This window comes from Aquimixticola soesokkakensis, assembly GCF_900172375.1.
In the GTDB taxonomy this organism is placed as follows: domain Bacteria; phylum Pseudomonadota; class Alphaproteobacteria; order Rhodobacterales; family Rhodobacteraceae; genus Aquimixticola; species Aquimixticola soesokkakensis.
Genome location: NZ_FWFS01000006.1, coordinates 127,246 through 153,179, shown reverse-complemented (window position 1 = coordinate 153,179; position 25,934 = coordinate 127,246). Strand labels below are relative to the sequence as shown.

The 25,934-nt window shown below is 61.9% G+C and carries 21 protein-coding genes; 13 read left to right on the top strand and 8 right to left on the bottom strand.

Going from position 1 to position 25,934, the window contains the following annotated elements; translation table 11 throughout:
* The 5 genes from AQS8620_RS09115 (at nucleotide 1) to xth (ending at nucleotide 3,744) form a co-directional block, all read left to right on the top strand.
* Nucleotides 1-369 carry a hypothetical protein gene (locus AQS8620_RS09115; protein WP_085836544.1) on the top strand — a complete coding sequence of 123 codons (369 nt, stop codon included), beginning with the start codon at nucleotides 1-3 and terminating at the stop codon, nucleotides 367-369.
* A 325-nt stretch (nucleotides 370-694) separates the two neighbouring features.
* Nucleotides 695-1,063 (top strand): hypothetical protein, encoded by a 369-nt coding sequence (locus AQS8620_RS09110; protein WP_085836543.1) that lies wholly within the window; start codon nucleotides 695-697, stop codon nucleotides 1,061-1,063.
* A gap of 164 nt (nucleotides 1,064-1,227) precedes the next feature.
* Nucleotides 1,228-1,602: a hypothetical protein gene (locus AQS8620_RS09105; protein ID WP_085836542.1), complete on the top strand. Its 375-nt coding sequence runs from the start codon at nucleotides 1,228-1,230 to the stop codon at nucleotides 1,600-1,602.
* A 69-nt stretch (nucleotides 1,603-1,671) separates the two neighbouring features.
* On the top strand, nucleotides 1,672-2,862 hold the full coding sequence (locus AQS8620_RS09100) for a BaiN/RdsA family NAD(P)/FAD-dependent oxidoreductase (protein ID WP_085836541.1): 1,191 nt from the start codon (nucleotides 1,672-1,674) through the stop codon (nucleotides 2,860-2,862).
* A 51-nt stretch (nucleotides 2,863-2,913) separates the two neighbouring features.
* Nucleotides 2,914-3,744, top strand: coding sequence for an exodeoxyribonuclease III (gene xth / locus AQS8620_RS09095; RefSeq protein ID WP_085836540.1), 831 nt, complete (start codon nucleotides 2,914-2,916; stop codon nucleotides 3,742-3,744).
* A 90-nt stretch (nucleotides 3,745-3,834) separates the two neighbouring features.
* Here the strand turns inward: xth and der are convergent, their stop codons facing one another.
* The 3 genes from der to AQS8620_RS09080 all read right to left on the bottom strand — a co-directional run bounded on the left by der (nucleotide 3,835) and on the right by AQS8620_RS09080 (nucleotide 7,468).
* Nucleotides 3,835-5,295 carry a ribosome biogenesis GTPase Der gene (der, locus tag AQS8620_RS09090; RefSeq protein ID WP_085836539.1) on the bottom strand — a complete coding sequence of 487 codons (1,461 nt, stop codon included), beginning with the start codon at nucleotides 5,293-5,295 and terminating at the stop codon, nucleotides 3,835-3,837.
* Between the two features lie 102 nt (nucleotides 5,296-5,397).
* Nucleotides 5,398-6,720, bottom strand: coding sequence for an outer membrane protein assembly factor BamB family protein (locus tag AQS8620_RS09085; protein ID WP_234990435.1), 1,323 nt, complete (start codon nucleotides 6,718-6,720; stop codon nucleotides 5,398-5,400).
* A gap of 91 nt (nucleotides 6,721-6,811) precedes the next feature.
* Nucleotides 6,812-7,468 carry a tetratricopeptide repeat protein gene (locus AQS8620_RS09080; RefSeq protein ID WP_085836538.1) on the bottom strand — a complete coding sequence of 219 codons (657 nt, stop codon included), beginning with the start codon at nucleotides 7,466-7,468 and terminating at the stop codon, nucleotides 6,812-6,814.
* 611 nt (nucleotides 7,469-8,079) lie between these two features.
* Between AQS8620_RS09080 and AQS8620_RS09070 the strand changes: the two genes are divergently transcribed.
* From AQS8620_RS09070 to nadC, 5 genes are all read left to right on the top strand, one after another.
* Nucleotides 8,080-9,240, top strand: a complete 1,161-nt coding sequence (locus AQS8620_RS09070; protein WP_085836536.1) for an efflux RND transporter periplasmic adaptor subunit — start codon at nucleotides 8,080-8,082, stop codon at nucleotides 9,238-9,240.
* Entirely contained in the window at nucleotides 9,237-12,812 is a 3,576-nt protein-coding gene (locus tag AQS8620_RS09065) for an efflux RND transporter permease subunit (RefSeq protein ID WP_085836535.1), read from the top strand. The genes AQS8620_RS09070 and AQS8620_RS09065 overlap by 4 nt, the downstream gene beginning before the upstream one ends.
* 162 nt (nucleotides 12,813-12,974) lie before the next feature.
* The gene (gene nadA / locus AQS8620_RS09060) at nucleotides 12,975-14,027 is read left to right on the top strand and encodes a quinolinate synthase NadA (protein ID WP_085836642.1); all 1,053 of its coding nucleotides are present in this window, start codon (nucleotides 12,975-12,977) and stop codon (nucleotides 14,025-14,027) included.
* Between the two features lie 13 nt (nucleotides 14,028-14,040).
* Nucleotides 14,041-15,615 carry an L-aspartate oxidase gene (locus AQS8620_RS09055; protein WP_234990434.1) on the top strand — a complete coding sequence of 525 codons (1,575 nt, stop codon included), beginning with the start codon at nucleotides 14,041-14,043 and terminating at the stop codon, nucleotides 15,613-15,615.
* Nucleotides 15,616-15,667: 52 nt separating this feature from the next.
* On the top strand, nucleotides 15,668-16,477 hold the full coding sequence (gene nadC / locus AQS8620_RS09050) for a carboxylating nicotinate-nucleotide diphosphorylase (RefSeq protein WP_085836643.1): 810 nt from the start codon (nucleotides 15,668-15,670) through the stop codon (nucleotides 16,475-16,477).
* An 85-nt stretch (nucleotides 16,478-16,562) separates the two neighbouring features.
* Here nadC and AQS8620_RS09045 read toward each other — a convergent pair whose 3' ends face one another.
* The 5 genes from AQS8620_RS09045 to ligK all read right to left on the bottom strand — a co-directional run bounded on the left by AQS8620_RS09045 (nucleotide 16,563) and on the right by ligK (nucleotide 20,543).
* Nucleotides 16,563-17,435, bottom strand: a complete 873-nt coding sequence (locus AQS8620_RS09045; protein WP_085836533.1) for a class III extradiol dioxygenase family protein — start codon at nucleotides 17,433-17,435, stop codon at nucleotides 16,563-16,565.
* Nucleotides 17,436-17,447: 12 nt separating this feature from the next.
* Nucleotides 17,448-17,807 (bottom strand): protocatechuate 4,5-dioxygenase subunit alpha, encoded by a 360-nt coding sequence (locus AQS8620_RS09040; RefSeq protein ID WP_085836532.1) that lies wholly within the window; start codon nucleotides 17,805-17,807, stop codon nucleotides 17,448-17,450.
* A 14-nt stretch (nucleotides 17,808-17,821) separates the two neighbouring features.
* Entirely contained in the window at nucleotides 17,822-18,715 is an 894-nt protein-coding gene (locus AQS8620_RS09035; protein WP_234990433.1) for an amidohydrolase family protein, read from the bottom strand.
* A complete protein-coding gene (locus tag AQS8620_RS09030; RefSeq protein ID WP_085836531.1) occupies nucleotides 18,708-19,766 on the bottom strand; it encodes a 4-oxalomesaconate tautomerase in 1,059 nt (352 codons plus the stop codon). Before AQS8620_RS09030 ends, AQS8620_RS09035 begins: the two co-directional genes overlap by 8 nt.
* Before the next feature lie 84 nt (nucleotides 19,767-19,850).
* Entirely contained in the window at nucleotides 19,851-20,543 is a 693-nt protein-coding gene (gene ligK, locus AQS8620_RS09025; RefSeq protein ID WP_085836530.1) for a 4-carboxy-4-hydroxy-2-oxoadipate aldolase/oxaloacetate decarboxylase, read from the bottom strand.
* A gap of 225 nt (nucleotides 20,544-20,768) precedes the next feature.
* Here ligK and AQS8620_RS09020 point away from each other — a divergent pair, with 225 nt between their 5' ends.
* From AQS8620_RS09020 to AQS8620_RS09010, 3 genes are all read left to right on the top strand, one after another.
* Nucleotides 20,769-22,013 carry a LysR family transcriptional regulator gene (locus AQS8620_RS09020; RefSeq protein WP_143267488.1) on the top strand — a complete coding sequence of 415 codons (1,245 nt, stop codon included), beginning with the start codon at nucleotides 20,769-20,771 and terminating at the stop codon, nucleotides 22,011-22,013.
* 158 nt (nucleotides 22,014-22,171) lie between these two features.
* Nucleotides 22,172-23,116, top strand: coding sequence for a Gfo/Idh/MocA family oxidoreductase (locus AQS8620_RS09015; protein ID WP_085836529.1), 945 nt, complete (start codon nucleotides 22,172-22,174; stop codon nucleotides 23,114-23,116).
* A gap of 396 nt (nucleotides 23,117-23,512) precedes the next feature.
* Nucleotides 23,513-25,912: a glycogen/starch/alpha-glucan phosphorylase gene (locus AQS8620_RS09010; protein ID WP_085836528.1), complete on the top strand. Its 2,400-nt coding sequence runs from the start codon at nucleotides 23,513-23,515 to the stop codon at nucleotides 25,910-25,912.
* Nucleotides 25,913-25,934 lie beyond the last annotated feature (22 nt).

Below are 25,934 nucleotides of genomic sequence, written 5' to 3'. Positions count from 1 at the left end.
ATGAAAAACCTCATCGCAAAATCCGCTCTCGCTCTCGCAATCGTTGCAGGCACCGCCTCCATCGCCGCTGCAGATGTTACCACGCTCGAAAACTCGACCGGCAACTACATCTCCACCTACGGCGTGAACGGCACAAACTCGGGCGTCGATTTCAGCCTGATCCGCACCGCCGACGCTGGCACTGTCTATGTGTACGAAGACAACCACGGCACCCAAGGCGATCTGCTGGGCAAAACGACCGTGAACGCGGGTGCCAACACCGACGTGCGCGTGAACTTCGATCTGACCTCGGACGATGGCAACTACATCGCCGTCTTCGTGCCCGCAGCCTCCGACCAATCGGCTGCTGCCGTCCTGATCGAAGGCTAATCGAGCCGCGTCACCGCAGTTCAATAGTCTCCATGAAGATGCCGACATTCGTGTCGGCATCTTTTTTTATGCCCGATCCGTTTCTGGGTTATGCGCCTCTGTGCGCCCCGCTTCTTGGCCTTGGACCATACACTTTGATATATCCAATTTACTCGAATGCACCTGATAAAATTAAAACAAAACATACCCCATTCAGAAAATTTCAAAAAAACCGTAATTTGCAGGAACCAACACAAGGGCCAAGGGTTGTGTCAACGAACGGGGCGCAGACAGGAACCTTCACACCGAACCGACCTCTGCGACCCTCTATATACGGAGCTTAATTATGACCAACTTCATCAAAAAAACCGTTCTCGCAACCGCCCTGATCGCTGGCACCGCCGGCTTTGCCGCTGCTGAAACGACCACCGTTTCCAATAGCGAAGACAACTTCATCTCCACCTTTGGCGTCGATGACACCAACTCGGGCGTTGAATTTAGCCTGATCCGCGTGACCGAGCCGGGCACCGTCTATGTCTATGCCTTCAACGAAGGTCAGCAAGGCGAGCTTCTGGGCCACGAAACGGTTAACGCTGGTGCGAACACCGACGTGAAAGTGAACTTCGACCTGACCTCGGCAACGGGCGACTACATCGCCGTCTTCGTGCCCGAAGGTGCCTCCATGCCCGCAGCGGCTGTCGCCATCGACATGTAAGCGCGGCGCGAGCCCCTTTTCAGAGCTATTGTCAGGCAGTGCGCTGCCTGACGCCTCCCAAAGTGGTGCCGACACGACGTCGGCCCACCCCTCCCGACTGCTTTGACGGTGCAGCGCCCAAAGATCCGCGCCACCTCAAAGCATCATATCTAAGGACTAACACTATGACAAACCTCATCAAAAAAACCGTTCTCGCCGCTGCTCTTGTTGCTGGTACCGCCGGCTTTGCCGCTGCTGATACGACCACCGTTGAAAATTCCGAAGGCAATTTCATCTCGACCTTCGGCGTTGAAGAAGGCTCCAGCTTTGTTGACTTCGAACTGGTGCGCACGACCGAGCCGGGCACCATCTACGTCTATGCGTTCAACGAAGGCGAGCAAGGTGCGCTTCTGGGCCACGAAATGGTTAACGCCGGTGCAAACACCGATGTGCGCGTGAACTTCGAACTGACCTCGGCCTCCGGTGACTATATCGCCGTCTTCGTCCCCCAAGGCGAGTCGATGCCCGCAGCCGCAGTCGCCATCGACGGCTCCAAATAAGAGCACGTGAGGGCGCGAAAGTGACAGCGCCCTCTTGATTTCAAGCCTCTGTCATGGTCAGTCCCGACCATGGCAGAGGTTTTTTCATTCGATACGATCGTTCTGGGTGCCGGTGCGGCGGGCCTGATGTGCGCGGCGCGCGCGAGTGCCAAAGGCGCGCGGGTTTTGCTGGTCGATCACGCCAAACGCGCGGGTGAAAAGATACGGATTTCCGGCGGTGGGCGATGCAATTTCACGAATATGCATTGCGGGGCGAATAATTTCATTTCCGACAATCCCCATTTCGTAAAATCTGCGCTGGCGCGATATTCGCAGTGGGATTTTCTGGAATTGGTCGAGCGATATAAAATCGCATGGCACGAAAAAACACTGGGGCAATTGTTTTGCGATGGCAAGTCAACCCAGATCATCGATATGCTTGTATCAGAGGCCAAGAATGTTGATATCCGCCTTGAAACCTCGATTGACAGTATTTCGCGCGCGGATGCCGGTTTTCGTGTCGTTCTAAGCGGCACCCCGCTGACAACGCGCCATTTGGTGGTTGCGACGGGGGGCAAATCCATTCCCAAAATGGGCGCGAGCGGCCTTGGCTATCGCATCGCCGAAGACTTCGACATTCCCGTCACCCCGACCCGCCCCGCGCTGGTTCCCCTGACCTTCGCGCCGCAGGAACTCGCCTGGATTGCGCCGCTCGCAGGCACCGCCCTGCCCGCGCGGCTGACAGCCAATGGCACGCAGTTCGACGAGGCGCTGTTGTTTACCCATCGCGGCCTGTCCGGCCCTGCAATTTTGCAGATTTCCAGCTTTTGGCAGGAGGGTGATCCGCTGCACATCAACCTCGCGCCGCAAACCGATCTGTTTGGCGCGCTGAAAGCCGCGCGTCACACCAACGGGCGGCGCCAGATCGGCACCGCTTTGGCCGAGCTTGTTCCCGCCAAACTTGCCGCGACTCTCTGTGAGCGGCTGAATGCTTCAGGCAATATGGGCGACTGGTCGGACAAGCGGCTGAGCGATCTGTGCGCGCAGCTGCATGGGCTGGTCCTCAAGCCCGTCGGCACCGAAGGCTATCGCACCGCCGAGGTAACGCTTGGCGGCGTTTCCACCGATGCGCTGTCCTCCAAAACCATGGAATCCAAATCCGTTCCGGGTCTGTTTTTCATTGGCGAGGTGGTCGATGTCACGGGCTGGCTTGGCGGGTTCAATTTCCAATGGGCCTGGTCGTCGGGCGTTGCTGCGGGCGATTGTTTGGCCGCGCGCTAGACCTCCCATCCGCGCTCGCCTACAAAGGCGCAAAGCACGAAAGGGCCGCCCATGAAAATCGCCTCCTTCAACATCAACGGGATCAAAGCCCGTATCGATGCCCTGCCCCAGTGGTTGGGCGAGGCCCAGCCCGATGTCGTGGTCCTGCAAGAGATCAAATCCGTAGACGAGAATTTCCCCCGCGAGATTTTCGAGGATCTGGGCTATAACGTCGAAACCCATGGCCAGAAAAGTTTCAATGGTGTCGCGATCCTGTCCAAACTACCGCTTGAGGACGTGACCCGTGGCCTTGCGGGCGGGCAAGAGGCCGGGGTTGTCGACGGTGAACCCGATGATCAGGCGCGCTACATCGAAGCGACAGTTGTCGGCAAAACCGCCTTGCGGATCTGCGGTCTGTATCTGCCCAATGGCAATCCGGTGGATTTTGACAGCGCAGGCGCGCCGATCGAGAGCGGGAAATACGGCTTTAAAATCAAGTGGCTGAAACGGCTCAAAGCCCGCGCACAAGAGCTGTTGGCGCTTGAGCAACCCTTTCTCATGGCGGGCGATTACAACATCATTCCCCAAGCCGAGGATGCCGCGCGGCCCCAGGTCTGGGCACGCGATGCGCTTTTCCTTCAGCGTTCGCGCGACGCGTTTCGCGAGCTTGTGAACCTTGGCCTGACGGATGCCTTTCGGGCGCGCAACGGGGCGCCGGACCAGTACACATTCTGGGACTATCAGGCGGGCGCATGGAACAAGAACGATGGCATTCGCATCGACCATTTCCTGCTTAGCCCACAAGCCGCCGATCTGCTGAGCGACTGCCAGATCGACAAGGACATTCGCGGGCGTGACAAGCCCTCCGACCACGTGCCAATCTGGGTTGACCTCGACCTGTGACTGCCCTGCTTTAAAAATTAATGGCGCGCCGAAGACCTTTGGCGCGCCATTAATTTTTGGGTATTTTTATCCGAAAGAAACCATAGGGCGCTATTCGTCGGCGCGGCCTTTTCCAAGGTGTTTGCGCAGACGCGAGGGCGTCGATTTGGTTTTATTCTTGAACGGGTTCTTGTCGCTTTGCCCGCGGAAGGTCAGGCGGATCGGCGTTCCGGGCATATCAAAGTCCTCGCGCAACCCGTTGACCAGATAGCGTTTATAGCTATCGGGCAGTTTGTCGGGGAAGGAACACATCACGACAAAGCCCGGCGGGCGGGTCTTGGCCTGGGTCATGTAGCGCAGTTTGATGCGACGCCCGCCCGGCGCGGGGGGCGGATGCGCCTCCACCATGCCCGCAAGCCACATGTTCAGCTTGGCGGTGGGCACGCGACGGTTCCAGACTTCATGGGCTTTGAGAACGGCCTCTTGCAGCTTGTCGAGGTTTTTACCGGTTTTGGCGGAAACCGTGACCAGCGGGGCGCCGCGCAGCTGCGGCAGGAGCCGTTCGAAGTTTTCACGCAACTCGCGGGCCTTGTTGGATTTATCATCCTCCGCGTCCCATTTGTTGACGGCGATCACCACCGCGCGCCCTTCGCGTTCGGCAAGGTCGGCAATCCGCAGGTCCTGTTGTTCAAAGGGGATCGACACGTCGAGCAGCACAACGACCACTTCGGCGAATTTGACCGCCCGCAGGCCATCCGAGACCGACAGTTTTTCCAGCTTTTCCTGCACTTTGGCTTTTTTGCGCATGCCGGCGGTGTCGAAGATCCGCATTGGCACGCCGGACCATTCCATGCGCACGGAAATCGCGTCGCGGGTGATGCCGGCTTCGGGACCGGTGAGCAGGCGCTCTTCGCCCAGGAACTTGTTGATCAAAGTGGATTTTCCCGCATTCGGGCGGCCCACGATGGCAATTTGCAGCGGTTTTTCAAAGGTCGGCACGCGGGGCGCGTCGAAATCTTCGTCCTCGGGCAGGTCCACGTCCGTTTCGGGCGTTTCGCGCGCGGCGCGTTCCTTGAAGGCATCCGAGAGCGGGCGCAGATGTTCGTAGAGATCGTTCAGCCCCTCGCCGTGTTCGGCAGACAGGCGGATCGGCTCGCCAAGGCCAAGGCCCCAAGCGTCGATCACGCCCGCATCGGCGGCGTTGCCTTCGGCCTTGTTGGCGGCCAGAATGACATTGGCGTTTTTCTTGCGCAGGATTTCGGCAAAGACTTCGTCCGTCGGCGTCACACCCGCACGGGCATCCACGAGGAACAGACAAACGTCTGCCATTTCAACGGCATGTTCGGTGAGGCGGCGCATGCGCCCTTGCAGGCTGTCATCGGTGGCTTCTTCCAGACCGGCAGAATCGATGACCGTGAATTTCAGATCACCCAGCTTCGCTTCGCCTTCGCGCAGATCGCGTGTCACGCCCGGCTGGTCATCGACCAGCGCCAGACGCCGCCCCACGAGGCGGTTAAAAAGTGTCGATTTGCCCACATTGGGGCGTCCGACAATCGCAAGGGTAAAACTCATCGGCCAATCCGCCTTTCACGTCCAAGCGGCTGCGATACACGAAAGCCCCCCCGTCGAAAAGGGGTTTCGCATCAGCCGATGACACGCCCCGCTCGCCCGCGCCTAGCGCAGGGCAGCCAGAGCACCGTTTTCCAACATCACATACATCACGCCGCCCACGAGGATCGGGCTGGAGGCCGCCCCGTCGGGCAGGGCGACCTGCGCCACCAGAGTGCCGCCTTCAGGTGCAAAACCGCGCAGCACGCCGTCCGACGAGGCCACCCACAACAGACCGCCGCCCATCACAGGGCCATAGTGGGTAAAGACCGCCTTGCGCTTGCGGATTTTCGTCGCTTCGAAATAGGGAAGTTGCACGCCCCAGATCCGCGCACCGCTGTTGGCGTCAAGGCGCACCAGCATGCCCTGATCGGTCACGCTGAACACCGCGTCCGCGACCACAAGCGGCGTATCATAGGCGCCTTCCTCGGCGGTCCAGATCCGCGCGCCCGAATTGGCATCCAGCGCGACAAGCCGGCCCGACTGGTTGCCCGCATAGACCCGCCCGCCCGCGATCACAGGGTCCCCGGCGAAATCGGTGGTATTGGCATAGACGACGCCTGCGCGCTGGCCTGCCACCGAGGAGGCCCACATTTGCAAGCCCCCCAGACGGTAGGCTGTCGTCAACGCGCCCTGATCGAAGGGAAACACCACGCGGTCGTCGACCACTGCCGGTGCAACCGCCGCCGCGATGCCCGCGCCAGCCGTGGGGCCCGACAGCTGCCAGGCGATGCGCCCGTTGGTCAGGTCCAGCGCCCATGCCACATTGTCGGAGCTGACGACATAGACCAGATCGCCCATCACCGCAGGGGTGCCGGCGCTGGCCGCGCCCAGAGCCTGACGCCAGCGCACTGCGCCGCTGCTGGCCTCCAGCGCCACCAGTTCGCCGTAGCCGGTGGTCACCAGAACCGTGTTGCCCGCAAGCGCCACGCCGCCGCCCGACACTTCGGCGCGCCGTTCGCCGGCCGGCGTCAAATCCGTGCGCCACAGGGTCTCGCCGCTGACAGCGGAGAGGGCCGCAACCGCGCCCCCTGCGTCCAGCGCGATGACGCGGCCGTCCGCTGCAACGGGCGCGCCCGTGATGCGCAGTTTGCGCGAATTGCCGCTCCCGGCACCCATGACCCAGGCAAGGCCGGGCGTGGTGGAAAAGACGTTGTTGCCCGACACATGCGCAGGCGTTGCGCCGCTTTGGGTCCAGGCCGCGCGGCTGATGGCAGCGGGCAGCGCGATTGCGCGGCTCTCGTTGGCTTGCGCGGCGGCGACCGGTTCGCCGCTGCGCGGATCAAGCCGTTGGCCGGGAAGGATAATATCCTTTTCCGCACAGGCCGAGACCCCGAGGGCCACTGCCAGCACCGCAGCCATTTTCGCCCGTCCCATCACTTTGCTCATGCCATCGCTCCTTGCGGCTTTCGCCCTCGCCCGACCTGTGGTCGCGCTGATCTTTTGAGAGCCGCGCCGCGCGCGACCCAATTCCAGTCTGCTATTGGGTGGCGGTGTCGCCATCGGCGTTCAGCGCCACCAAAAGCTGCGTTGCGCGCGTGCGCAAGGATTGCGAGGCCTGCACCCCCTCAGCGACATCGCGCAGGCGGGCAATCGCGGCGTCGCGCTCCCCTGCCTCAAGCTCGGCAAGTGCGATTTGTTCCTCCGCAAGCAGCGCATAATGGCCGCCTTTGGCCGAAATCGGCGACATCAGATCGATGCGCTCCTGCGGGGTAAGGTCGGGATCGGTGGTCACTTTGCGGATGGCAATCATGTCGCCAAACAGCGGTTGCACCTCAGCCGAAGTGGCAATCCCGTCGATATCTCCAACCGCCAGACCGATATCATCGCCGCGCACAGATTCGCCGACCGACAAGAGAGCCACGATCGCTTCGCGTTCGCCGCCCATCTCGATGCCGTTGAGGGCATCTGCGCGCTCGAGCGGGTCCTCAAGAGCAAGGGCCGCAACAATTTCGTCGCCCGCCGCCTGCGCGGAGGTGGCATGTGTTGCGCGTTGGTATTCCGTCCAGGCGGCTCCGCCCACCAGCACCAGAATGGCCAGAACAGCGATCCAGCCATATTTGCGGATCATGGAATAAAGCCGGTCGCGGCGGACCTCTTCGGTCACCTCGTCAATGAAACTGTCGGTATTGCTCACGCCTGCTCCGCTCTGTTTTTGGGCCGCTTTCAAAGCGACCGGTGGTCTGTGTGGCCAGACGCCTGCACAGGATGCGTGCAGCGCGCGTCGAGCGTATAAAATCGTTCCAGGGCCTGAAATTCAAGCGCCAGTTTCCAAGCACCGGTTGCCCGGTCACGCGCATCGAACGCGCGCGCATTTACAGTCTCTTACCGCGAAGCACCCGCCCTGCCAAGCACCCCGACCCAAACGGCGCGCGCCGCGCGGATCTGCCCCGCAACAGCGATCTGCGCGCAGCCCCCCCAAAAGAAGCATCTGCGGGGTTGCGTGAAATTGCATAGGCCTTTAAAGTGAACAGAACCGTTTACTTGATCTCTTTCAGCAGGATATCGTTGCACCCGTTGCGCCAAAACAAATTGCACCCGCCCCGTTTGATCCGCAAAATTTGGCAAAATCACAACGCCGGGCGCAAAAAAGAGTGCCCGCCTTGCAGTTCACAAATCCGTTCCCACGTTTCGAACGTATACCACCCTTAAGGGCCTGCTCACGCCTTTGTGTCAGGCACATCGCATTTCTTCGCGCCGCTCGCCGGACGCACGCCCGCGCCGTTGGGCAAGCCACATGAGGACGACATGAAAATTTTCTCCGTGATCACCGCGACTCTCGTTTTGGTCGTCCTGTATTTCGTCGTATTCGAGCGCGCGCGGTTGTTGAGCTTTGCGGGCAACGAGAGCGCCACCGAAACGGTCGCCCCCGCTACCGCTGACCCCGCTACCGCCGCAAAAGATGCGCCCACCAGCGGGGACACAAACGCCCATGTCGTGCCCGTCGTGGCGCGCCACTCCACCGCAACCGCCCTTGACAGCGCGGTGATCGTGCGCGGCGAAACCGAAGCGGCGCGCGAAGTCTCGGTGATGTCCGAAGCCACGGGGCGCATGGAAATCGAACCGCTGCGCAAGGGCGCGCAGGTCAGCGCAGGCGATGTGCTCTGCCGTCTTGACGCAGGCACCTCGCAAGCAACCCTGGTCCAGGCGCAAGCCGCCGTCTCCGAGGCCGAGCTGGGCCTGAACAACGCCACCCGCCTCAGTCAGGGCGGCTATGCCTCCGAAACCCAGATTTTGTCAGCCCAGGCAGCACTTGAAAGCGCGCGCGCCTCTTTGGCGGCCGCGCAAAACGGGGTCGAGCGGCTGGAAATCAGAGCGCCTTTCGCGGGCATTCTGGAAACCGATGCGGCCGAACTCGGGGCGCTGCTCCAGCCGGGGTCGGTCTGCGCCACGATCATCCAGCTTGACCCCGTCAAACTGGTCGGCTTTGTGCCCGAGGCCGAAGTGTCGCGCGTCAGCGTCGGCGCGATGGCGGGCGCGCGGTTGATTTCGGGGCGCGAAGTCGGCGGCAAAGTGACCTTCCTGTCGCGCGCGGCCGATCCGCAAACCCGGACCTTCCGCACCGAAATCAACGTCCCCAACCCCGATCTGGCGATCCGCGACGGGCAGACTGTCGAAATCACCATCGCCTCCGAGGGCACGACCGCCCATCTGGTGGCGCAATCGACCCTGACGCTCGACGATAGCGGCACCATTGGCGTGCGCACCGTGGCCACCGCCGAGGACGGCGCAACGACGGCGCTTTTTGTCCCCGTGACGGTGCTGCGCGACACGCGCGAGGGCATCTGGGTCGCAGGCCTGCCCGAAACCGCCGACATTATCACCCTGGGTCAGGATTACGTCACTGACGGCGTGCCCCTGCGCCCCAGCTTTGAACCGGCTTCTTCTGCACAGGACATCACGCAATGAACGGCATCATCGACTGGGCCGGTGCGCGCGCGCGCATGATCATGGCCTTCATCGTGCTCACGCTTGTGGCCGGTGCGGGGGCCTATGTGTCCCTGCCCAAAGAGGGCGAGCCGGACATTGAAATCCCGATGTTGTTCATCTCGGTCCCCTTTCCGGGCATTTCGGCCGAGGACAGCGAAAAACTGTTGGTCAAGCCAATGGAAACGGTGATGTCGGACCTTGACGGTCTGGACCGGATGCTTGGCACCGCCGCCGAGGGCTATGGTGGTCTGGCGCTGGAATTCGAATTCGGCTGGGACAAGACCAAGATCATGGCCGATGTACGCGACCGCATGACCAAGGCCGAAGCGGATTTCCCGACGGGTGCGGACAGTTATTCGATCAACGAGGTCAATTTTTCCGCCTTCCCGATCATCATCGTCAACCTCACCGGCCCGGTGCCCGAACGCACGCTGGTGCGCCTTGCCAAGGACATGCAGGACCGCCTCGAGGGGCTGGAACCGGTGCTGGAGGCCACGCTGACGGGCCAGCGCGACGAGATGCTCGAAGTGGTCATCGACCCGCTGCGGCTGGAATCCTACAACGTGACCGCCGCCGAACTGGTGCAGGTCGTGACCAACAACAACCAGCTGATCGCGGCGGGGGATATTTCCACCGATCAGGGGGCATTCGCGCTGAAAATCCCGTCGTCCTTTGACGAGCAGGCGGATGTGATGCGCCTGCCGGTCAAGGTCAACGGCGACCGGGTGGTGACCCTGGGCGATCTTGCCGACATCCGCCTCACCTTTGAGGACCGCGAAGGCACGGCCCGCTTCAACGGGCAAAACACGGTTGCCCTGCAGGTGGTCAAACGCAAAGGGTTTCCCGTCATCGACACCGCCGCTCTGGTGCGCGACGAAGTGGCCGCCGAGGTCGCCGCCTGGCCCGAGGATCTGCGCGCTGCCGTGCAGGTCGGCACGTCGAACGACCAATCCACGCAGGTCGCCTCGATGGTCAGCCAGCTCGAAGGCTCGGTTCTGACGGCCATCGCGCTGGTGATGATCGTCGTGCTTGCCTCGCTTGGCACCCGCTCGGCGCTGCTGGTCGGGTTTTCGATCCCGACCTCCTTCCTGTTGTGCTTCATTTTCCTCGGAATCATGGACATCACGATTTCCAACATGGTGATGTTCGGTCTCATTCTGGCCGTGGGCATGTTGGTCGACGGGGCGATTGTGGTGGTCGAATATGCCGACCGGCGCATCAACGAGGGCTCCGGCCCGATGGCCGCCTACCTTGAGGCCGCCAAGCGGATGTTCTGGCCCGTGGTCTCCTCGACGGCGACGACGCTCTGCGCCTTTCTGCCGATGCTGTTCTGGCCCGGTGTGGCCGGGGAATTCATGGGGATGCTGCCGGTCACGATCATCTTTGTGCTCTCGGCCTCGCTGATTGTCGCGCTGATCTATCTGCCGGTGATGGGCGGCGTTGCGGGCCGCATTTCGCGCCTCTTTGACCGCTCGGGCAATGCCCTTGCGCGCCGCCTGCCGCGCTGGGGCTGCGCGCTGGTTGCCGCACTCGGCGCTTACGCGGTGTTCGTGGCGGTGATGCAACTGCTCAACCCCGCCTATCTGACAGGGACCCCGCAGGCGGGCATCGCGGGCGTTCTGCTTGGCGCGGTACTGTTCACGCTGGGGGCGGCGCTGACGTCGATCGGGCTGAATGCCGCAACCCCGCCGCGCAAAGCGACCAAAGTCAACGCCGGCTATCGCCGCTCGCTCTTTGGGAAGGTGATGCACGCGCTGACCGGCAATCCGGTGATGCCCGTGGTCACGATTGCCGCCGTCATTTTCGCCGTCGTCGGCATTTTCGGCTACTACGGCCAGAACAACAACGGCACGGAATTTATCGGGGAAACCGAACCCGAACAGGCCATCATCTATGTGCGCGCCCGGGGCAACCTGTCGGTGGGCCAGAAGGACGCTCTTGTCAAACAGGTCGAGGACGTGGTGCGCGCCCAACCCGGCGTTGAAAACGTGTTTGCCTTTGCCGGCGCGGGCGGGTTGAACCAGAACACCGGCGGCGGATCGGGGCCACGCGACACCATCGGGCAGGTCCAGGTCGAACTGATCCCCTGGGACGATCGCCCCACCACGACGACCGACGGCTGGCTGTTTTTCAAAGACACCAAAGTCTCCGAGATTTACGATGGCGACTATATTCTGGCCGAACTGGAAACCAAGCTGGCCCGGATCCCCGGTCTCTATGCCGAAATCCAGAACCTCTCGATGGGGCCGGCCTCGGCCAAGCCCGTTCACCTGCGTCTCATGGGCGACAATTTCGACGTCCTCCAGCAGGCCACCACGCTGGTTCATGAAAAATTTGCCGCCACGAGCGGCCTTGTCGATGTCGAGGACACGCTGCCCTTGCCCGGGATTGACTGGCAGATCGATGTCGATGTCGAGGAAGCGGGTCGCTACGGCGCGGATGTCGCCACCGTTGGTGGTATGATCCAGCTTGTGACACGCGGGCTGCTTTTGGACACGATGCGGGTCGACAGCTCGGATGAGGAAATCGAAATCCGCGTGCGCCTGCCCCAGCAGGACCGCGTTCTCTCGACGCTCGACACGCTCAAACTGCGCACGCCGGGCGGTTTGGTGCCGCTGTCGAATTTTATCAGCCGCGAACCCGTGCCCAAACTGGCGCAAATCGACCGCGTGGACCAGCAGCGCTATTTCGACGTGAAAGCCGCCGTCGCCCCTGACCTGCGCAACGCCGCCGGCGAGGTGATCACCCCTTCCGAGCGGATCGCGGCGCTGACCACATGGCTTAACACCACCCCCCTGCCCGCTGGCGTCACCTGGGAATGGACCGGCGACGAGGAAGAACAGGCCGAATCCATGGCCTTTCTCGGACAGGCCTTTGCCGGTGCGCTGGCCTTGATGTTCATCATCCTGCTTGCGCAGTTCAACAGTTTCTACAATTCGGTGCTGGTGCTTTTGGCGGTGGTCCTGTCGACCGCGGGCGTGCTGGTCGGGCTTTTGGTCATGGGCCAGCCCTTTGCGGTGATCATGACCGGCACGGGGGTGGTCGCCCTGGCGGGGATTGTTGTGAACAACAACATCGTGCTGATTGATACCTATCAGGAATATTCCCAGTACATGCCCAAGCTGGAGGCCATCGTGCGCACCGCCGAGAACCGCATCCGGCCGGTGCTGCTGACCACGATCACCACCATGGCGGGGCTTGCGCCCATGATGTTCGGCCTGTCGCTCGATTTCATCCAGGGGGGCTATTCCATCGACAGCCCCACGGCAATGTTCTGGAAAAACCTTGCCACGGCGGTGGTCTTTGGCCTCGGGATCGCAACGGTTCTGACGCTGGTCTTTACCCCTGCGATGCTGGCGCTGCGGATCTGGCTGGGCAAAGGGGCGTACCGCTCGATTGCGGGCCTGCGGGCCTGGTCCAACGCCGGCTCGCGCACCGCGCGCGATCTGGAACTGGCCAAGGCCGCGAAAAAGGTCAAACATCCCGAAATCATCTGGGACGAGGCCGAGGTGCAGGACAGCCGCCCCGCCCATTTGCGCGCCGCAGAATAGGCGCGCGCCCCCGGCGCCCGCCGATCCGGGGGCGCCAGGCCCGCCTCCCCTTGCGTCACTGCCCCAAACCTGACAAAACCGTCCCACTGTAGTGCCGCATCTCGCGGCGTGAAATACGAGGTCGCGCTGCGGGTGCAACCTGTTGATCCGGGGGGATATCACATGCTCGACACCATCCAGATGCGCCACGATCTGGGCGAGATTTACGATCTTGCGCCGAATGTGAAACTTGCCAATGCCATGTCGGCCGAATACGCGCGCATGAGCCGTGTCGTGAACCCCGTCGACTGGGCCATTCACGCGCCCTATGTCGCGGCGATCAACAAGCTGAAAAAAGAACGCGGCGCAGTGATTTTGGCCCATAACTACATGACGCCTGCGATTTATCACGGGGTGGCGGATGTGGTGGGCGACAGCCTTCAGCTCGCCATCAAAGCGACCGAGGTGCAAGAGGATGTGATCGTGCAATGCGGCGTGCATTTCATGGCCGAAACCTCGAAAATCCTGAACCCCGAAAAGACCGTGCTGATCCCCGATATGGATGCGGGCTGTTCGCTGGCCGAAAGCATCACCGCCCCCGATATCGCGAAAATGCGCGCGCAATACCCCGGCGCGCCCGTGGTCACCTACGTCAACACCACCGCCGAGGTCAAAGCCGCCTCCGACATCTGCTGCACCTCCTCGAATGCCGCGCAAATCGTGGCCGCACAGGACAGCGACACGGTCATCATGACGCCGGATAAATATCTCGCTCAAAACGTGGCCGCGATGGTGCCGGAGAAAAAAATCGTCTGGTACGATGGCGCCTGCATCGTCCACGAACAATACACCGCCAAGGATCTCGACGATTTTCGCGACTGGAACCCGGGCACGCGGATCATTGCCCACCCCGAATGCCCGCCCGATGTGGTCGCGGCTTCGGATTTCTCCGGCTCGACCAGCGGTATCATCGACTATGTGACACGCGAAAAGCCCGAGAAAGCCATGCTGGTCACCGAATGTTCGATGGCCTCCAATATCTCGGACGCCTTGCCGGAGGTGGATTTCGTCGGCCCCTGCAATATGTGCCCCTACATGAAGATGATCACGCTGGAGAAAATCCTGTGGTCGCTGCACACGATGTCCGCCGAGGTCCATGTGGACACGGCCGTGGCACAAAAGGCCCGCGTGGCGGTGCAGCGCATGATCGACACCAGCCGCGCGCTCGGCCTCTAAGGGAAGAACCATCGTGAGCAACGCTCCTTTGACTGGCGTGACGACCGATCGCGTCGTGATTGTCGGCGCAGGCTTGGGGGCGCTTTATGCGGCGCTCGATCTCGCCCCGCGCCCCGTGTTGATGATTTCTCCCGAACCTTTGGGACAGGGCGCAAGCTCGGCCTGGGCACAGGGCGGTGTCGCCGCCGCAATGGATGCCACCGACAGCGCCGCCGCCCATGCCGCCGACACGATCACCGCGGGCGCGGGCACCGTGGACGCCGGGGTGGCCGAAATGGTCACCGCCCATGCGCGCGAGCATATCCTCGACCTCACCGATCTGGGCACGCCTTTTGATCGCGGTCCCGATGGCGGCTACGTCATGTCGCGCGAAGCTGCCCATTCCGTGGCCCGCGTCGTGCGCGTAAAGGGCGATCAGGCAGGCAAGCAAATCATGCAAACCCTGATTGCCGCCGTGCGCGCCACCCCGTCGGTGCAGGTGCTCGAAGGCACGTTGGCTGTCAAACTGGAAACCTCGGGGGACACCGTCACCGGCGTGTGGATCGAACGCTCCGATGGCACCACCGACCCCGTGTTGATCAAAGCGCCCGCGATTTTGCTGGCGGGTGGCGGATCGGGCGGGCTCTTTGCCCATACCACCAACCCGCCGCGCATTCGCGGGCAGGTGATCGGCATGGCGGCGCGGGCAGGCGCGCGCATCGCCGACCCCGAATTCGTGCAGTTCCACCCAACGGCGATTGATGCGGGCGAAGACCCCCTGCCCCTTGCCACCGAAGCCCTGCGCGGCGAGGGCGCCATTCTGGTGAACAAGGATGGCGAGCGGTTCATGCCCGCGATCCACCCTGACGGCGAACTTGCGCCGCGTGACATCGTGGCGCGTGCCATTTTCCGCCAGTCCATGGCCGGGCTGCGCCCTGCGCTCGACACCCGCAAGGTGCTGGGGGCGCAGGTGCTGACGAAATATCCCACCGTGGCCGAAGCCTGCGCGCGCGCCGGAATCGATCCGGTCCACGACACCATTCCCGTTGCCGCCGCCGCGCATTACCACATGGGCGGCGTGGACACCGACGCGCAGGGCCGTGCGACGCTTGGGCATCTGTGGGTCTGCGGCGAAGCCTCCTCGACCGGATTGCACGGCGCCAACCGCCTTGCCTCGAACGGGCTGCTGGAGGCGCTGGTCTATGCGCGCACCTGCGCGCGCGATATTTCGGCCCACACTCCCGCTGTCGAGGACGCGCCCCTCGTGGACATCGCCTTTCCCGGCGGCGGCGCGCCGCTGGATGCTGCCTCGGTCAGCGCGTTGCGCAATTGCATGACCAAATATGTCGGCGTTTTGCGCACCCATGAGGGCCTCGAAGAAGCCCTGTCCCAAATCGCCAGGATCGAAGCGGACAACGCCGACAATGTGACCTTTTGCAACATGACGGCCACCGCCACGCTGATCGCCGCCGCCGCCCTGATGCGCTGTGAAAGCCGCGGCGGGCACTTTCGCTCGGATTTTCCCGAGGCGGATCCCGATCAGGCCGAACGCACCCATCTGTTCCTTTCGGACGCGCTGATCGTGCGCCGCGCCATTTCGACGGAGTAAGACCTTGACCGTAAACGCTTTTGCCACCGTTCCCGATTTGATTTTGGAACCGATGGTGCGCGCTGCCCTGCTTGAAGACCTCGGGCAGATGGGGGATGTCACCACACGCGCCGTGATCCCCGCCGACACCACCTACACCGCGCGGATCAACGCGCGCGAGGCGGGGGTTGTGTCGGGCATGCAGATCGCGCGCCTTGCCTTTCACCTTGTGGACCCGAGCCTTGAGGTGGAAACGCTTTTGGGCGATGGCAGCGCCTGCGCCAAGGGCGATGTGTTGATGGTCATCACCGGCAAAGCCGCCTCGATCCTCTCGGGCGAGCGCATCGCGCTGAACTATGCGGGGCGTTTGACGGGCATCGCGACCCTGACGGCGGCGTTTGTGGCCCAAACCAAGGGCACGACAACCCGCGTCACCTGCACGCGCAAGACCACGCCCAACATGCGCATCGCTGAAAAACTGGCGGTGCTGCATGGCGGCGGGTTCAACCACCGCTTTGGCCTGTCGGATGCGATCCTGATCAAGGACAACCACATCGCCGCAGCGGGCGGCATTCGCGAAGTGCTGACGGCGGCGCGCGCGGTTGCCTCGCATATGATGCGTGTCGAGATCGAGGTGGATACGCTGGCGCAACTGGAACAGGTGCTTGCGGTCGGCGGTGCCGAGGTCGTGCTGCTCGACAATATGGACACGCCGACGCTGATCACAGCCGTGCAGATGTGCAAAGGCCGCATCGTGACCGAGGCCTCGGGCAATATGAAACTTGAGCGCATCGCCGAAGTCGCGGCAACCGGCGTCGATTACATTTCCTCCGGTGCGCTAACCCATTCGGCCAAAACGCTGGATCTGGGCCTCGATTTCTAGGACCCCGCTGCGGCGATCGAAACCGTGGCGCGAAAAAAAGGCCCCCGCATCGCTGCAGGGGCCTTTTGCGCTTACAAAGGGGCGCTTATTCAGCCGCTTGGACCATTTCCTCGTCCATGCATTCCATCAACATGGTGCCGGCACCGGTGTTGGAAATCGGCAGGTGATAGTTCTTGTTGACCAGATTCACCTTCTCGCCCAAAGCGCCGCGCATCATCATCCACATCAGGAATTCAGTGCCCTGCGCGCCCGCCTGACGTACAAGTTCCTTGCGCGAAATCTTGGTCAGCTCTTCCGGCTCGGACACGATTTTGTCCATGCAGTAGGTGTCGAAATCCTTGTTGATGAAGCCTGCGCGCTCACCATCAAGCTGGTGCGACAGACCGCCGGTGCCCAGCACGACCACCTTCACATCTTCGGGCCAGCTCAGGACCGCCTTGCGCAGGGATTTACCGAAATCGAGCGCGCGTTTGAGCGTCGGGATCGGGTGCTGCACGGTGTTGGCCGAAATCGGGATCGCACGCGGCATATTGGGGTTTTCGTTCAGCCCCGGCCAGAACAGCTGCATCGGCACGGTAAAGCCGTGATCGACGGGCAGTTCCTGGCACGAGCAGATGTCGAATTCATCCTCGACCATGCCTTCGATGATGTGCCAGCTCAGCGGTGCATCGCCCTTGAACGGGGGAAGCTGTTTGAGACCCCAGCCCTCGTCGGCGTTCTGGTACTCAAGCGCCGCACCAATCGCAAAGGTCGGCATTTTGTCGAGGAACAGGCCCAGACCGTGGTCGTTGTAGATGTTGATCACAACGTCGGGTTTGTGTTTCGCAAGCCATTCGTGGATCGGCGGGTAGCCGGCAAAGAACGGCTTCCAATAGGGGTCTTCGAACAGCTCGTTGGCAATGGCGTGGCCGACGGCGGGGATGTGGGATGTGGTGATACCACCCAGAATACGTGCCATGGAACGCTCTCCTTATTTCGCTTGATCGAGAAGTTTTTGTTTGAATTCTTCGACCGACATGCCGGTCTGCTGCGCGCCGATGTCCTGAACGGAGAGACGGAAAATCCCGGCGAATTTCGCGAGATAGTAGATGTTGCCGCCCTCGCGGATCAGCGCCAGAACGTCCTTGTCACGGCAGGCCTGCTTTTGGGCCTCCGACAACTTGAACTTGTCCATATAGGCTTCGGGGTCGAGGACATATTCAGCGCGCGCATTGGCCTCGTTGAACGAAAAGCTCATCTTGTTCAGACCGTAGCCCTTCATCGCCATCTCGCCGTCAAACAGCGTGGTGCCCTCGATGGGGGTGTCGTGTTCGAGATCTTTGAGTTCCATAACGGTTCTCCTCCTTATTTTGCCCAGTACAGGCGCATCGGGTTGTCGACCAGAAGCTGCTGTTGCAACTCGGCGGTCGGCGCAATTTTCGGGATGAAATCCACAAGATTGCCGTCATCGGGCATGTGGGTTTTCATGTTGGGATGGGGCCAGTCGGTGCCCCAGAGCACGCGATCGGGGAATTTTTCAACAATCGTGCGGCAAAACGGGATCACGTCCGAATAGTCAGGCTCCCCCTCGACCGACAAACGCTCGGGACAGGTCACTTTCGACCAGACGCGCGGGTTGTCTTCCATCAGCTTGATAAAGCGCTGGAAATCGGGGTGATCGACCCCTTTTGCCACATCGGGTCGGCCCATGTGATCAACGACGATGGTCGTGGGCAACTGGTTCAAAAAGGGCACAAGCTCTTCCAGATCCGCCGCCTCGAAGTAGACCACGATATGCCAGTCGAACTTGGCGATTTTCTCGGCAATCGACAGGAACACCTCTTTGGGCGTAGCATCGACCAGACGTTTGACAAAGTTGAAACGCACGCCGCGCACGCCGGCGGCGTCCATTTGGGCAATCTCGGCCTCGGTGATGTCGGGGCCCACGGAGGCAATGCCGCGCGCCAGATCACCGGCGGTGCGGCAGGCATCGACCATGGCGCGGTTGTCCTTGCCGTGGCAGGTCGCCTGCACGATCACATTGCGCGCAAACCCAAGGTAGTCGCGCAGTTCGTACAGTTTGTCCTTGCCCGCATCACAAGGCGTGTATTTGCGTTCGGGCGCAAAGGGAAATTCGCCAGCCGGACCAAACACATGGCAATGCGCGTCCACAGCGCCTGCGGGCAGTTTGAAGTCGGGCTTTTTGGGGTTGGGGTGAAATACCAACCAGTCAGCGTCCATTTTCATATCGTCAGGCATAAACAGTCCCGTCCATCAGTTTGCGCGCGGTGCGCAAGATTGCCGCCGAGGCAACCGCTCCCGCGTCGTCCAATTTCGCCACCACGGTCATTTCGCCCGTGGGGTGTTCCACTTTGAGCCTGCGCTCTGCGCCCGTGCCGACCTCGGCCAGCTGTGCGGCAGGGCTTCCCTCCAGCAGACAGGCGGTCGCGACCGACACCGCCCCGAGCACGCCAATGGTTTTATGGCAGCGGTGGGGAATAAACGTTCGGGTCGAAATCGCCCCGCCATCGCGCGGCGCGCTGACCATCGTCATCTTCGGCACGGATTTTTTGGCCACATCGCCCAGATTCATCAGCGGCCCGCATTCCAGCCGGATCGCTTCCAGTTTCTCGCGCAACGCCGCGTTGGCTTCGAGGTCTTCGGGGGTTTCTTCGCCCGAGATCCCCATGTCCGCCGCGCGCATCACCACGCAGGGCATGCCGTTGTCGATCATCGTGACCGCGACGCCCTGCACCGTGTCGCAGGCATTTCCGGTCGGCAAAAGCGCCCCGCAGCTTGATCCGGCCGTATCCTTGAATTCAATCGGCACCGGCGCGGATGTCCCGGGAACGCCGTCGATGCGCGCCTCCCCCGCATAGCTCACCACGCCCTTCGGGGTGCTCACCTCGGCCACGGAAATCTGCCCGGTGTTTTCCATGTAGATCGACACTTTCGTGACGCCATCCACGGCCTCCACCAGCCCGCGTTCAATCGCGAACGGGCCAACCCCGGCCAGGATATTGCCGCAGTTCTGCGCGTCCGTGACGATGGCCTGATCGACAAAAACCTGCAAAAACAGATAGTCCACATCGACGCCGTCACGGGTAGATTTCGACACGACCGCAACCTTGGAGGTCAACGGGTCCGCGCCGCCCATCCCGTCGATCTGGCGCGGATCGGGCGAGCCCATGACCCCCAGCAAGAATGCATCGCGCGCTGCGACATCGCGTGGCAAATCGTCAGCGACGAAATAGCCGCCTTTCGATGTGCCGCCGCGCATCCACATGCAGCGCAGTCCCTCCATCGACATGTCTTTCCTCCCTGAACATTTGTGACCAGAAACGGCCATCAGCCAAGGAGCGCGCAGGACGCCCTGCCCGCTCCCGACCAGATTTTAGATATATTTCAGGCCCATGGCTTCAAGTTTGCCGCGCATGTCGTAGATATCGAGGCCAAGTTCGCCCGCTTCAAGACGCACCCGCTTGCCCTCTTCGGCCGCTTCACGCGCTTGCGCTTTTTCCAGAACGGCTTCGGCCTCGTCACGGCGCACGACAACCACACCGTCGTCATCGGCCACGATCACATCGCCCGGATTGACCAGCTGGTTCGCACAGACCAGCGGCACATTGACCGAGCCGAGCGTCGCCTTGACGGTGCCCTGCGCGTAGATCGCTTTCGACCAGACGGGGAAGTCCATCTGTTTGAGGTCCATCACGTCGCGCACCCCCGCGTCGATGATCAGGCCCTTGACGCCGCGCGCCTGCGCAGAGGTGGCCAGCAGATCGCCAAAATAGCCGTCTTCGCAGGGCGAGGTCGGGGCAAGCACCATGATGTCGCCCGCCTGACATTGCTCGATGCAGACATGCACCATCCAGTTGTCACCGGGGGGCGACGAAATGGTCACGGCAGAGGCTGCCAGACGTTTGCCCGTGAAAATCGGACGCATGTAGGAGGCCAAAAGCCCCTTGCGACCTTGCGCTTCGTGGACGGTGGCGACACCGCATTTGCCAAGGGCCTCGACCACGGCCGGATCGGCGCGTTCGATTTTCTGAACGACGACGCCGCTCTTTCCGATCAGGTTGCTCATTGTTCTTCCCGTACTTCCAAGGTTCTTCCCGTACTTGCCAGGCGTTCCGAAATACGCCTCCTTTGCGGGCGGCGCTGTGTGGAATCGTCTTAGCACAGCCCGGCTATGCGTTAAGCGCACAATGGCCGCCTGCCCCCCGATTGCCTATTCCGAATGAAGTCGGCATTATAAGTTTTGTCTATTCAGCGCGAAATACCACCCCCCATCCGACCGAAAGCTGCCGCCGTGATCCCCGATTTCCCCAATATCCGCCACATCCGTGTCTTTGCCCAAACCGTGCATCACGGATCTGTGTCGATGGCCGCCGCGCAGTGCAATCTTAGCCAACCCGCCGCGACCCAAGCGATTGCCAAGCTCGAAACCGCGCTTGAAACGCCGCTGCTGCTGCGCGGTGCGGGGGGCTTGCGGGCCACGCAGGCGGGCGCGCTGTTTGCGCGGCGGGTGGATACGGCGCTTGCGCTGCTGGCCTCGGGGGCACGCGCGGCGCTGCGCCTTGGCGCGCCCGCCAAAGCCAGCAAGCGCGCCTTTGACCACCAGATCACCGCCGCGCAGTTGCGTGCTTTGGTGGCGGTGGGCAACTCCGGCTCTTTTACCGTGGCCGCGCATGATCTGGGACTGAGCCAGCCCTCGGTCCACCGCGCCGCGCGCACGCTTGAGGCGGTCGCAGGGCTGGCGCTGTTCAACGCCACCGCCGTTGGGGTCGAACTGACCCCTCCCGCGCAGGTGCTGGCCGCGCGGGTGAAACTGGCCGCTGCCGAGCTGCGCCAAGGGTTGGAGGAAATCAGCTTGGCGCGGGGCGAGGAAAATTCCTCCATCGTGATCGGCTCGATGCCGCTGGCGCGCACCCGCATTGTGCCCGCCGCCATCAACGACATGATCCACGCCTCCCCGAGCACGCAAATGCGCGTGGTCGAGGGGCGCTATCCCGAATTGCTGCGCTCCTTGCGCGAGGGCGATATCGATTGTCTGATCGGCGCGCTACGCGAACCCGCGCCCGCCGATGATGTCACCGAAGAGGTACTGTTTGACGACCCCATCGAGATCGTCGCAGGCCCGCGCCACCCGCTGGTGGGCAAGCGCAACATTTCGCTGGAGGACTGTCTGGCCTATCCGTGGATCGCACCGCCGCGCGAGACCCCCGCGGGCCAGTACATCTACAACACCTTGAAAATTCAGGAACTTGCGCAAACGCCGGTGCGGGTGGTGTCCTCCTCGCTTGTGGTGTTGCGCGGGCTGTTGGGCTTGGGGGACTACCTCACGCTGATTTCGCGCCAACAAATCGCGGTCGAGGAACACACGGGCATGATCGTGCCCCTCGATGTGCGCCTGGAGGGCAACCGGCGCGCCATCGGCCTGACGGTGCGCTCTGCCTGGCGCCCCACCGACCGACAGGCACAATTCATTGACTTGCTGCGCAAACACGCCAGTCACAATCCCTCGATCGCAACATGGCTCAAGCTGCCCCAATAGCTATTTTCAATAGGCATCCGCCTGTTTGAATTGGGCCGCCGCCCGTGCATAATGTTAGGGAAGGCGAGCAATTGGGGGTGCGTTTCGCGCCCAGATCGGTTCTGCGGGACCTCCCGCAACGCTGGTGTTCAGCGCAAGACTAATTTCGGAGGAATTCCATGAGACTTTGTGTGGCAGGCGCTTACGGCGCATTCGGCATCAAACACCTTGACGCATTGGCCGCGATTGACGGGATCGAAGTGACCTCGATCATGGCGCCCGACGCCGACAAACTGGAAGCTTTCGCCAAAGAGCGCGGCATCGCCCATTACGCCACCACGCTGGAAGAATGCATCGCGCGCGACGATGTGGATGCGGTCATCCTTGCGACCCCCACGCAGCTGCACGCCGAACAGGCGATTGCCTGCATGCGCGCCGGCAAGCCCGTGCTGGTCGAAATCCCGATGGCCGACAGCCTTGAGGATTCAAAGGAAATCGTGCGCGTCCAGAAGGAAACCGGCGTGCTGTGCATGGCCGGTCAGGTGCGCCGCTTCAACCCCTCGCACCAGTGGATCCACAACAAGGTCAAAGCGGGCGAGCTGAAAATCCAGCAAATGGATGTGCAGACCTATTTCTTCCGCCGCTCCAACATCAACGCCAAGGGCGAGGCGCGCAGCTGGACCGATCACCTGCTCTGGCACCACGCCTGCCACACCGTCGATCTGTTCCAGTACCAGACCGGCGAAGTCGCAAGCGAAGCGTTCGGCCTTGAGGGTCCGCATCACCCCGAACTGGGCATTGCCATGGATATGGCCATCGGCATGAAGACCCCCTCGGGCGCGATTTGCACCCTGTCGCTGTCGTTCAACAACGACGGTCCTCTGGGCACGTTCTTCCGCTACATCTGCGACAACGGCACCTATATTGCCCGCTACGACGACCTGTATGACGGCAATGAGAACCCCATCGACCTCTCCGGTGTCGCCGTGTCCAACAACGGCATCGAGTTGATCGACCGCGAATTCATCGCCGCAATCACCGAGGGCCGCGAGCCCAACGGATCGGCCATTGAAGTGCTCGGCGCGATGCAAACGCTCGACCGGATCGAAAAGTGCTTTAAATAACAGCGCTGCGCGACGCCGTGAACGCGCCGCAACCGCCAAAAGACGCGATTTTTCGCTGAACAGCTTGAGGGCCGCACATTGAATTGTGTGGCCCTTTGATTTTAGGGCCACAGGGTGGCGCGCAACGCGCCGCAAGAGCCCGTTGCACTGCGCGCATAGCTGCCGCGCGAGCATTGGGACTTTCCAATCGCTCAAAACCCTGTCAGCACTTATATTAACGTTTCCGGGACTGGTCCTACCGGCAGCATTCTTTCTGACGTGGCGCAGGAAGCGGCGCAGGAAACTGCGACAGCCTTCGGCGCGTAAAATTGCAAGAAATGCCAGATTCTGGCTTATTTGAGGACCATACCCGTGACCGCTTCCCCCGTTACTGCTTCCTCGGCCCCGGCGTCCTCGGTGAGCGGCCTTGCCCGCCCCACCGTTGACGCGCTGCGCGCAAAAATCCTGCATCACCTGGAATATACGCTGGCCAAGGACGCGGGGCATTCGTCGCGCTACGACTGGCGCATGGCGACCTCTTTCGCGATCCGCGATGAAATGCTCAAGCCATGGTTCGCGGCCACCCGCCAAACCTATGACACGGGGGCAAAGCGGGTCTATTACCTGTCGATGGAGTTTCTGATCGGGCGGCTGCTGGAAGACGCGATGATCAATCTGGGCCTGCATGAAACCATCGCGGCCGCGCTGGCCGCCGAGGGGCAAACCCTGTCAGACATCATCGAGGATGAACCCGACGCGGCGCTTGGCAACGGGGGCCTTGGGCGTCTGGCCGCCTGTTTCCTCGAAAGCATGGCCACCGTGGGCGTGCCCGCACATGGCTACGGCATCCGCTACGAACACGGGCTGTTTCGCCAGCGGTTCGAGGGCGGACAGCAGGTCGAAACCCCCGAAGACTGGCTGAGCCAGCCGCACCCGTGGGAATTTGCCCGCCCCGAAGCCGCCTATATCGTCGGCTTCAAAGGCCATTCGGAACTGCGCAGGGGAAAATCGGTCTGGGTGCCGGGCGAAACCGTCAAGGCCTCCGCCTATGACACGCCGGTTGTCGGCTGGCAGGGCAAATGGGCCTCGACGCTGCGGCTTTGGGCGGGCCTGCCCACCACGCAGTTCGATCTGGAGCGCTTCAACAACGGCGATTACACCGCCGCCGCCGCGCCCGAGGCACTGGCGCGCACCCTGAGCCGCGTTCTGTACCCCGATGACACGACACCTGCGGGCAAGGAGCTGCGCCTCAAGCAGGAATATTTCATGACCTCGGCGGCGTTGCAGGACATTCTGCGCCGCTACCAGAGCCAGTTCAGCACCCTCGCCGATCTGCCCAAACATGTGGCCATCCAGCTGAACGACACCCACCCGGCCATCGCGGGCCCCGAATTGATGCGCCTGCTGATGGACCAGCACGACATGGGCTGGGACGAGGCGCAAACAGTCGCGCGCGCCACGCTGGGCTACACCAATCACACGCTGCTGCCCGAAGCGCTGGAACGCTGGTCGACCTACCTCATGGGCTCGGTTCTGCCGCGCCACATGGAAATCATCCAACGCATCGACGAGGATCACGCCAAAGCCCACAAACGCCCGCCCTCGGTTGGAATTGTGCAACATAACGAGGTGAAAATGGGCGATTTGGCCTTTATCATGTCGCATAAGGTCAACGGGGTCTCGGCGCTGCACTCGGAACTGGTGAAGGAAACCGTGTTCCACGACCTGCATAAACTGCACCCCGACCGCATCACCAATGAAACCAACGGCGTGACCCCGCGCCGCTGGATGCGCCTGTCCAATCCGGCGCTTTCCACCCTGCTCGACGAGACCATCGGGGAGGGCTGGACGCGCGATCTGGACCACCTCAAAACGCTTGAACCCTTCGCGCAGGACGCCGCCTTTCGCGAAAAATTTGCCGCCGCCAAGCGGGCCAACAAGGTCGCTCTGGCAGGATGGGTGCAGGACACGATGGGTATCGACATCAATCCGGATGCGATGTTCGACATCCAGATCAAGCGCCTGCACGAATACAAGCGTCAGCTTTTGAACTGTTTCGAGACCATCGCCCTGTGGCACAACATGCGCCAGACCCCCGATGCGGGCTGGACGCCACGGGTGAAATTCTTTGGCGGCAAATCCGCGCCGGGGTATTTCGTGGCCAAGGAAATCATCCATCTGATCAACGATGTGGCGCGCACCATCAACGCCGATCCGGTGACGGGGCATCTGCTGAAAGTCGTTTATCCGCCCAATTACAACGTCTCCATGGCCCAGCGCCTGATTCCGGCGGCCGATCTGTCGGAGCAGATTTCGACAGCGGGCAAAGAGGCCTCGGGCACGGGCAACATGAAGCTTACGTTGAACGGCGCGCTCACCATCGGGACGCTCGACGGCGCGAATGTCGAAATTCGCGACCTTGTCGGCGCGGACAACTTCTTTCTCTTCGGGCTGACGGCGGACGGGGTCGAGAAGCGGCGCAAGAACATCAATCACGCCCGCGAGGCGATCGAGGATAGCCAGAACCTGCGCGATGTGTTGCAAATGATTGTCGAGGGGCGGTTTTCGCCGGAAGAACCCGACCGCTACCACGGTTTGGTGGACCGCGCATGGCACCACGACCACTATCTGGTGGCGGCGGATTTCGACAGTTACTGGGAGGCACAGCGCGCTGCCGATGCGCTATATCGCACGCCGCAGGACTGGAACCGCAAAGCCATTTTGAACGTTGCACGCAGCGGGTTCTTTTCATCCGACCGCACCATTCGCGGCTATATGGCCGACATCTGGGACGTGCCTTCGGCACTCAAGGACTGACGTGAGGAAACTGGATCTGGGG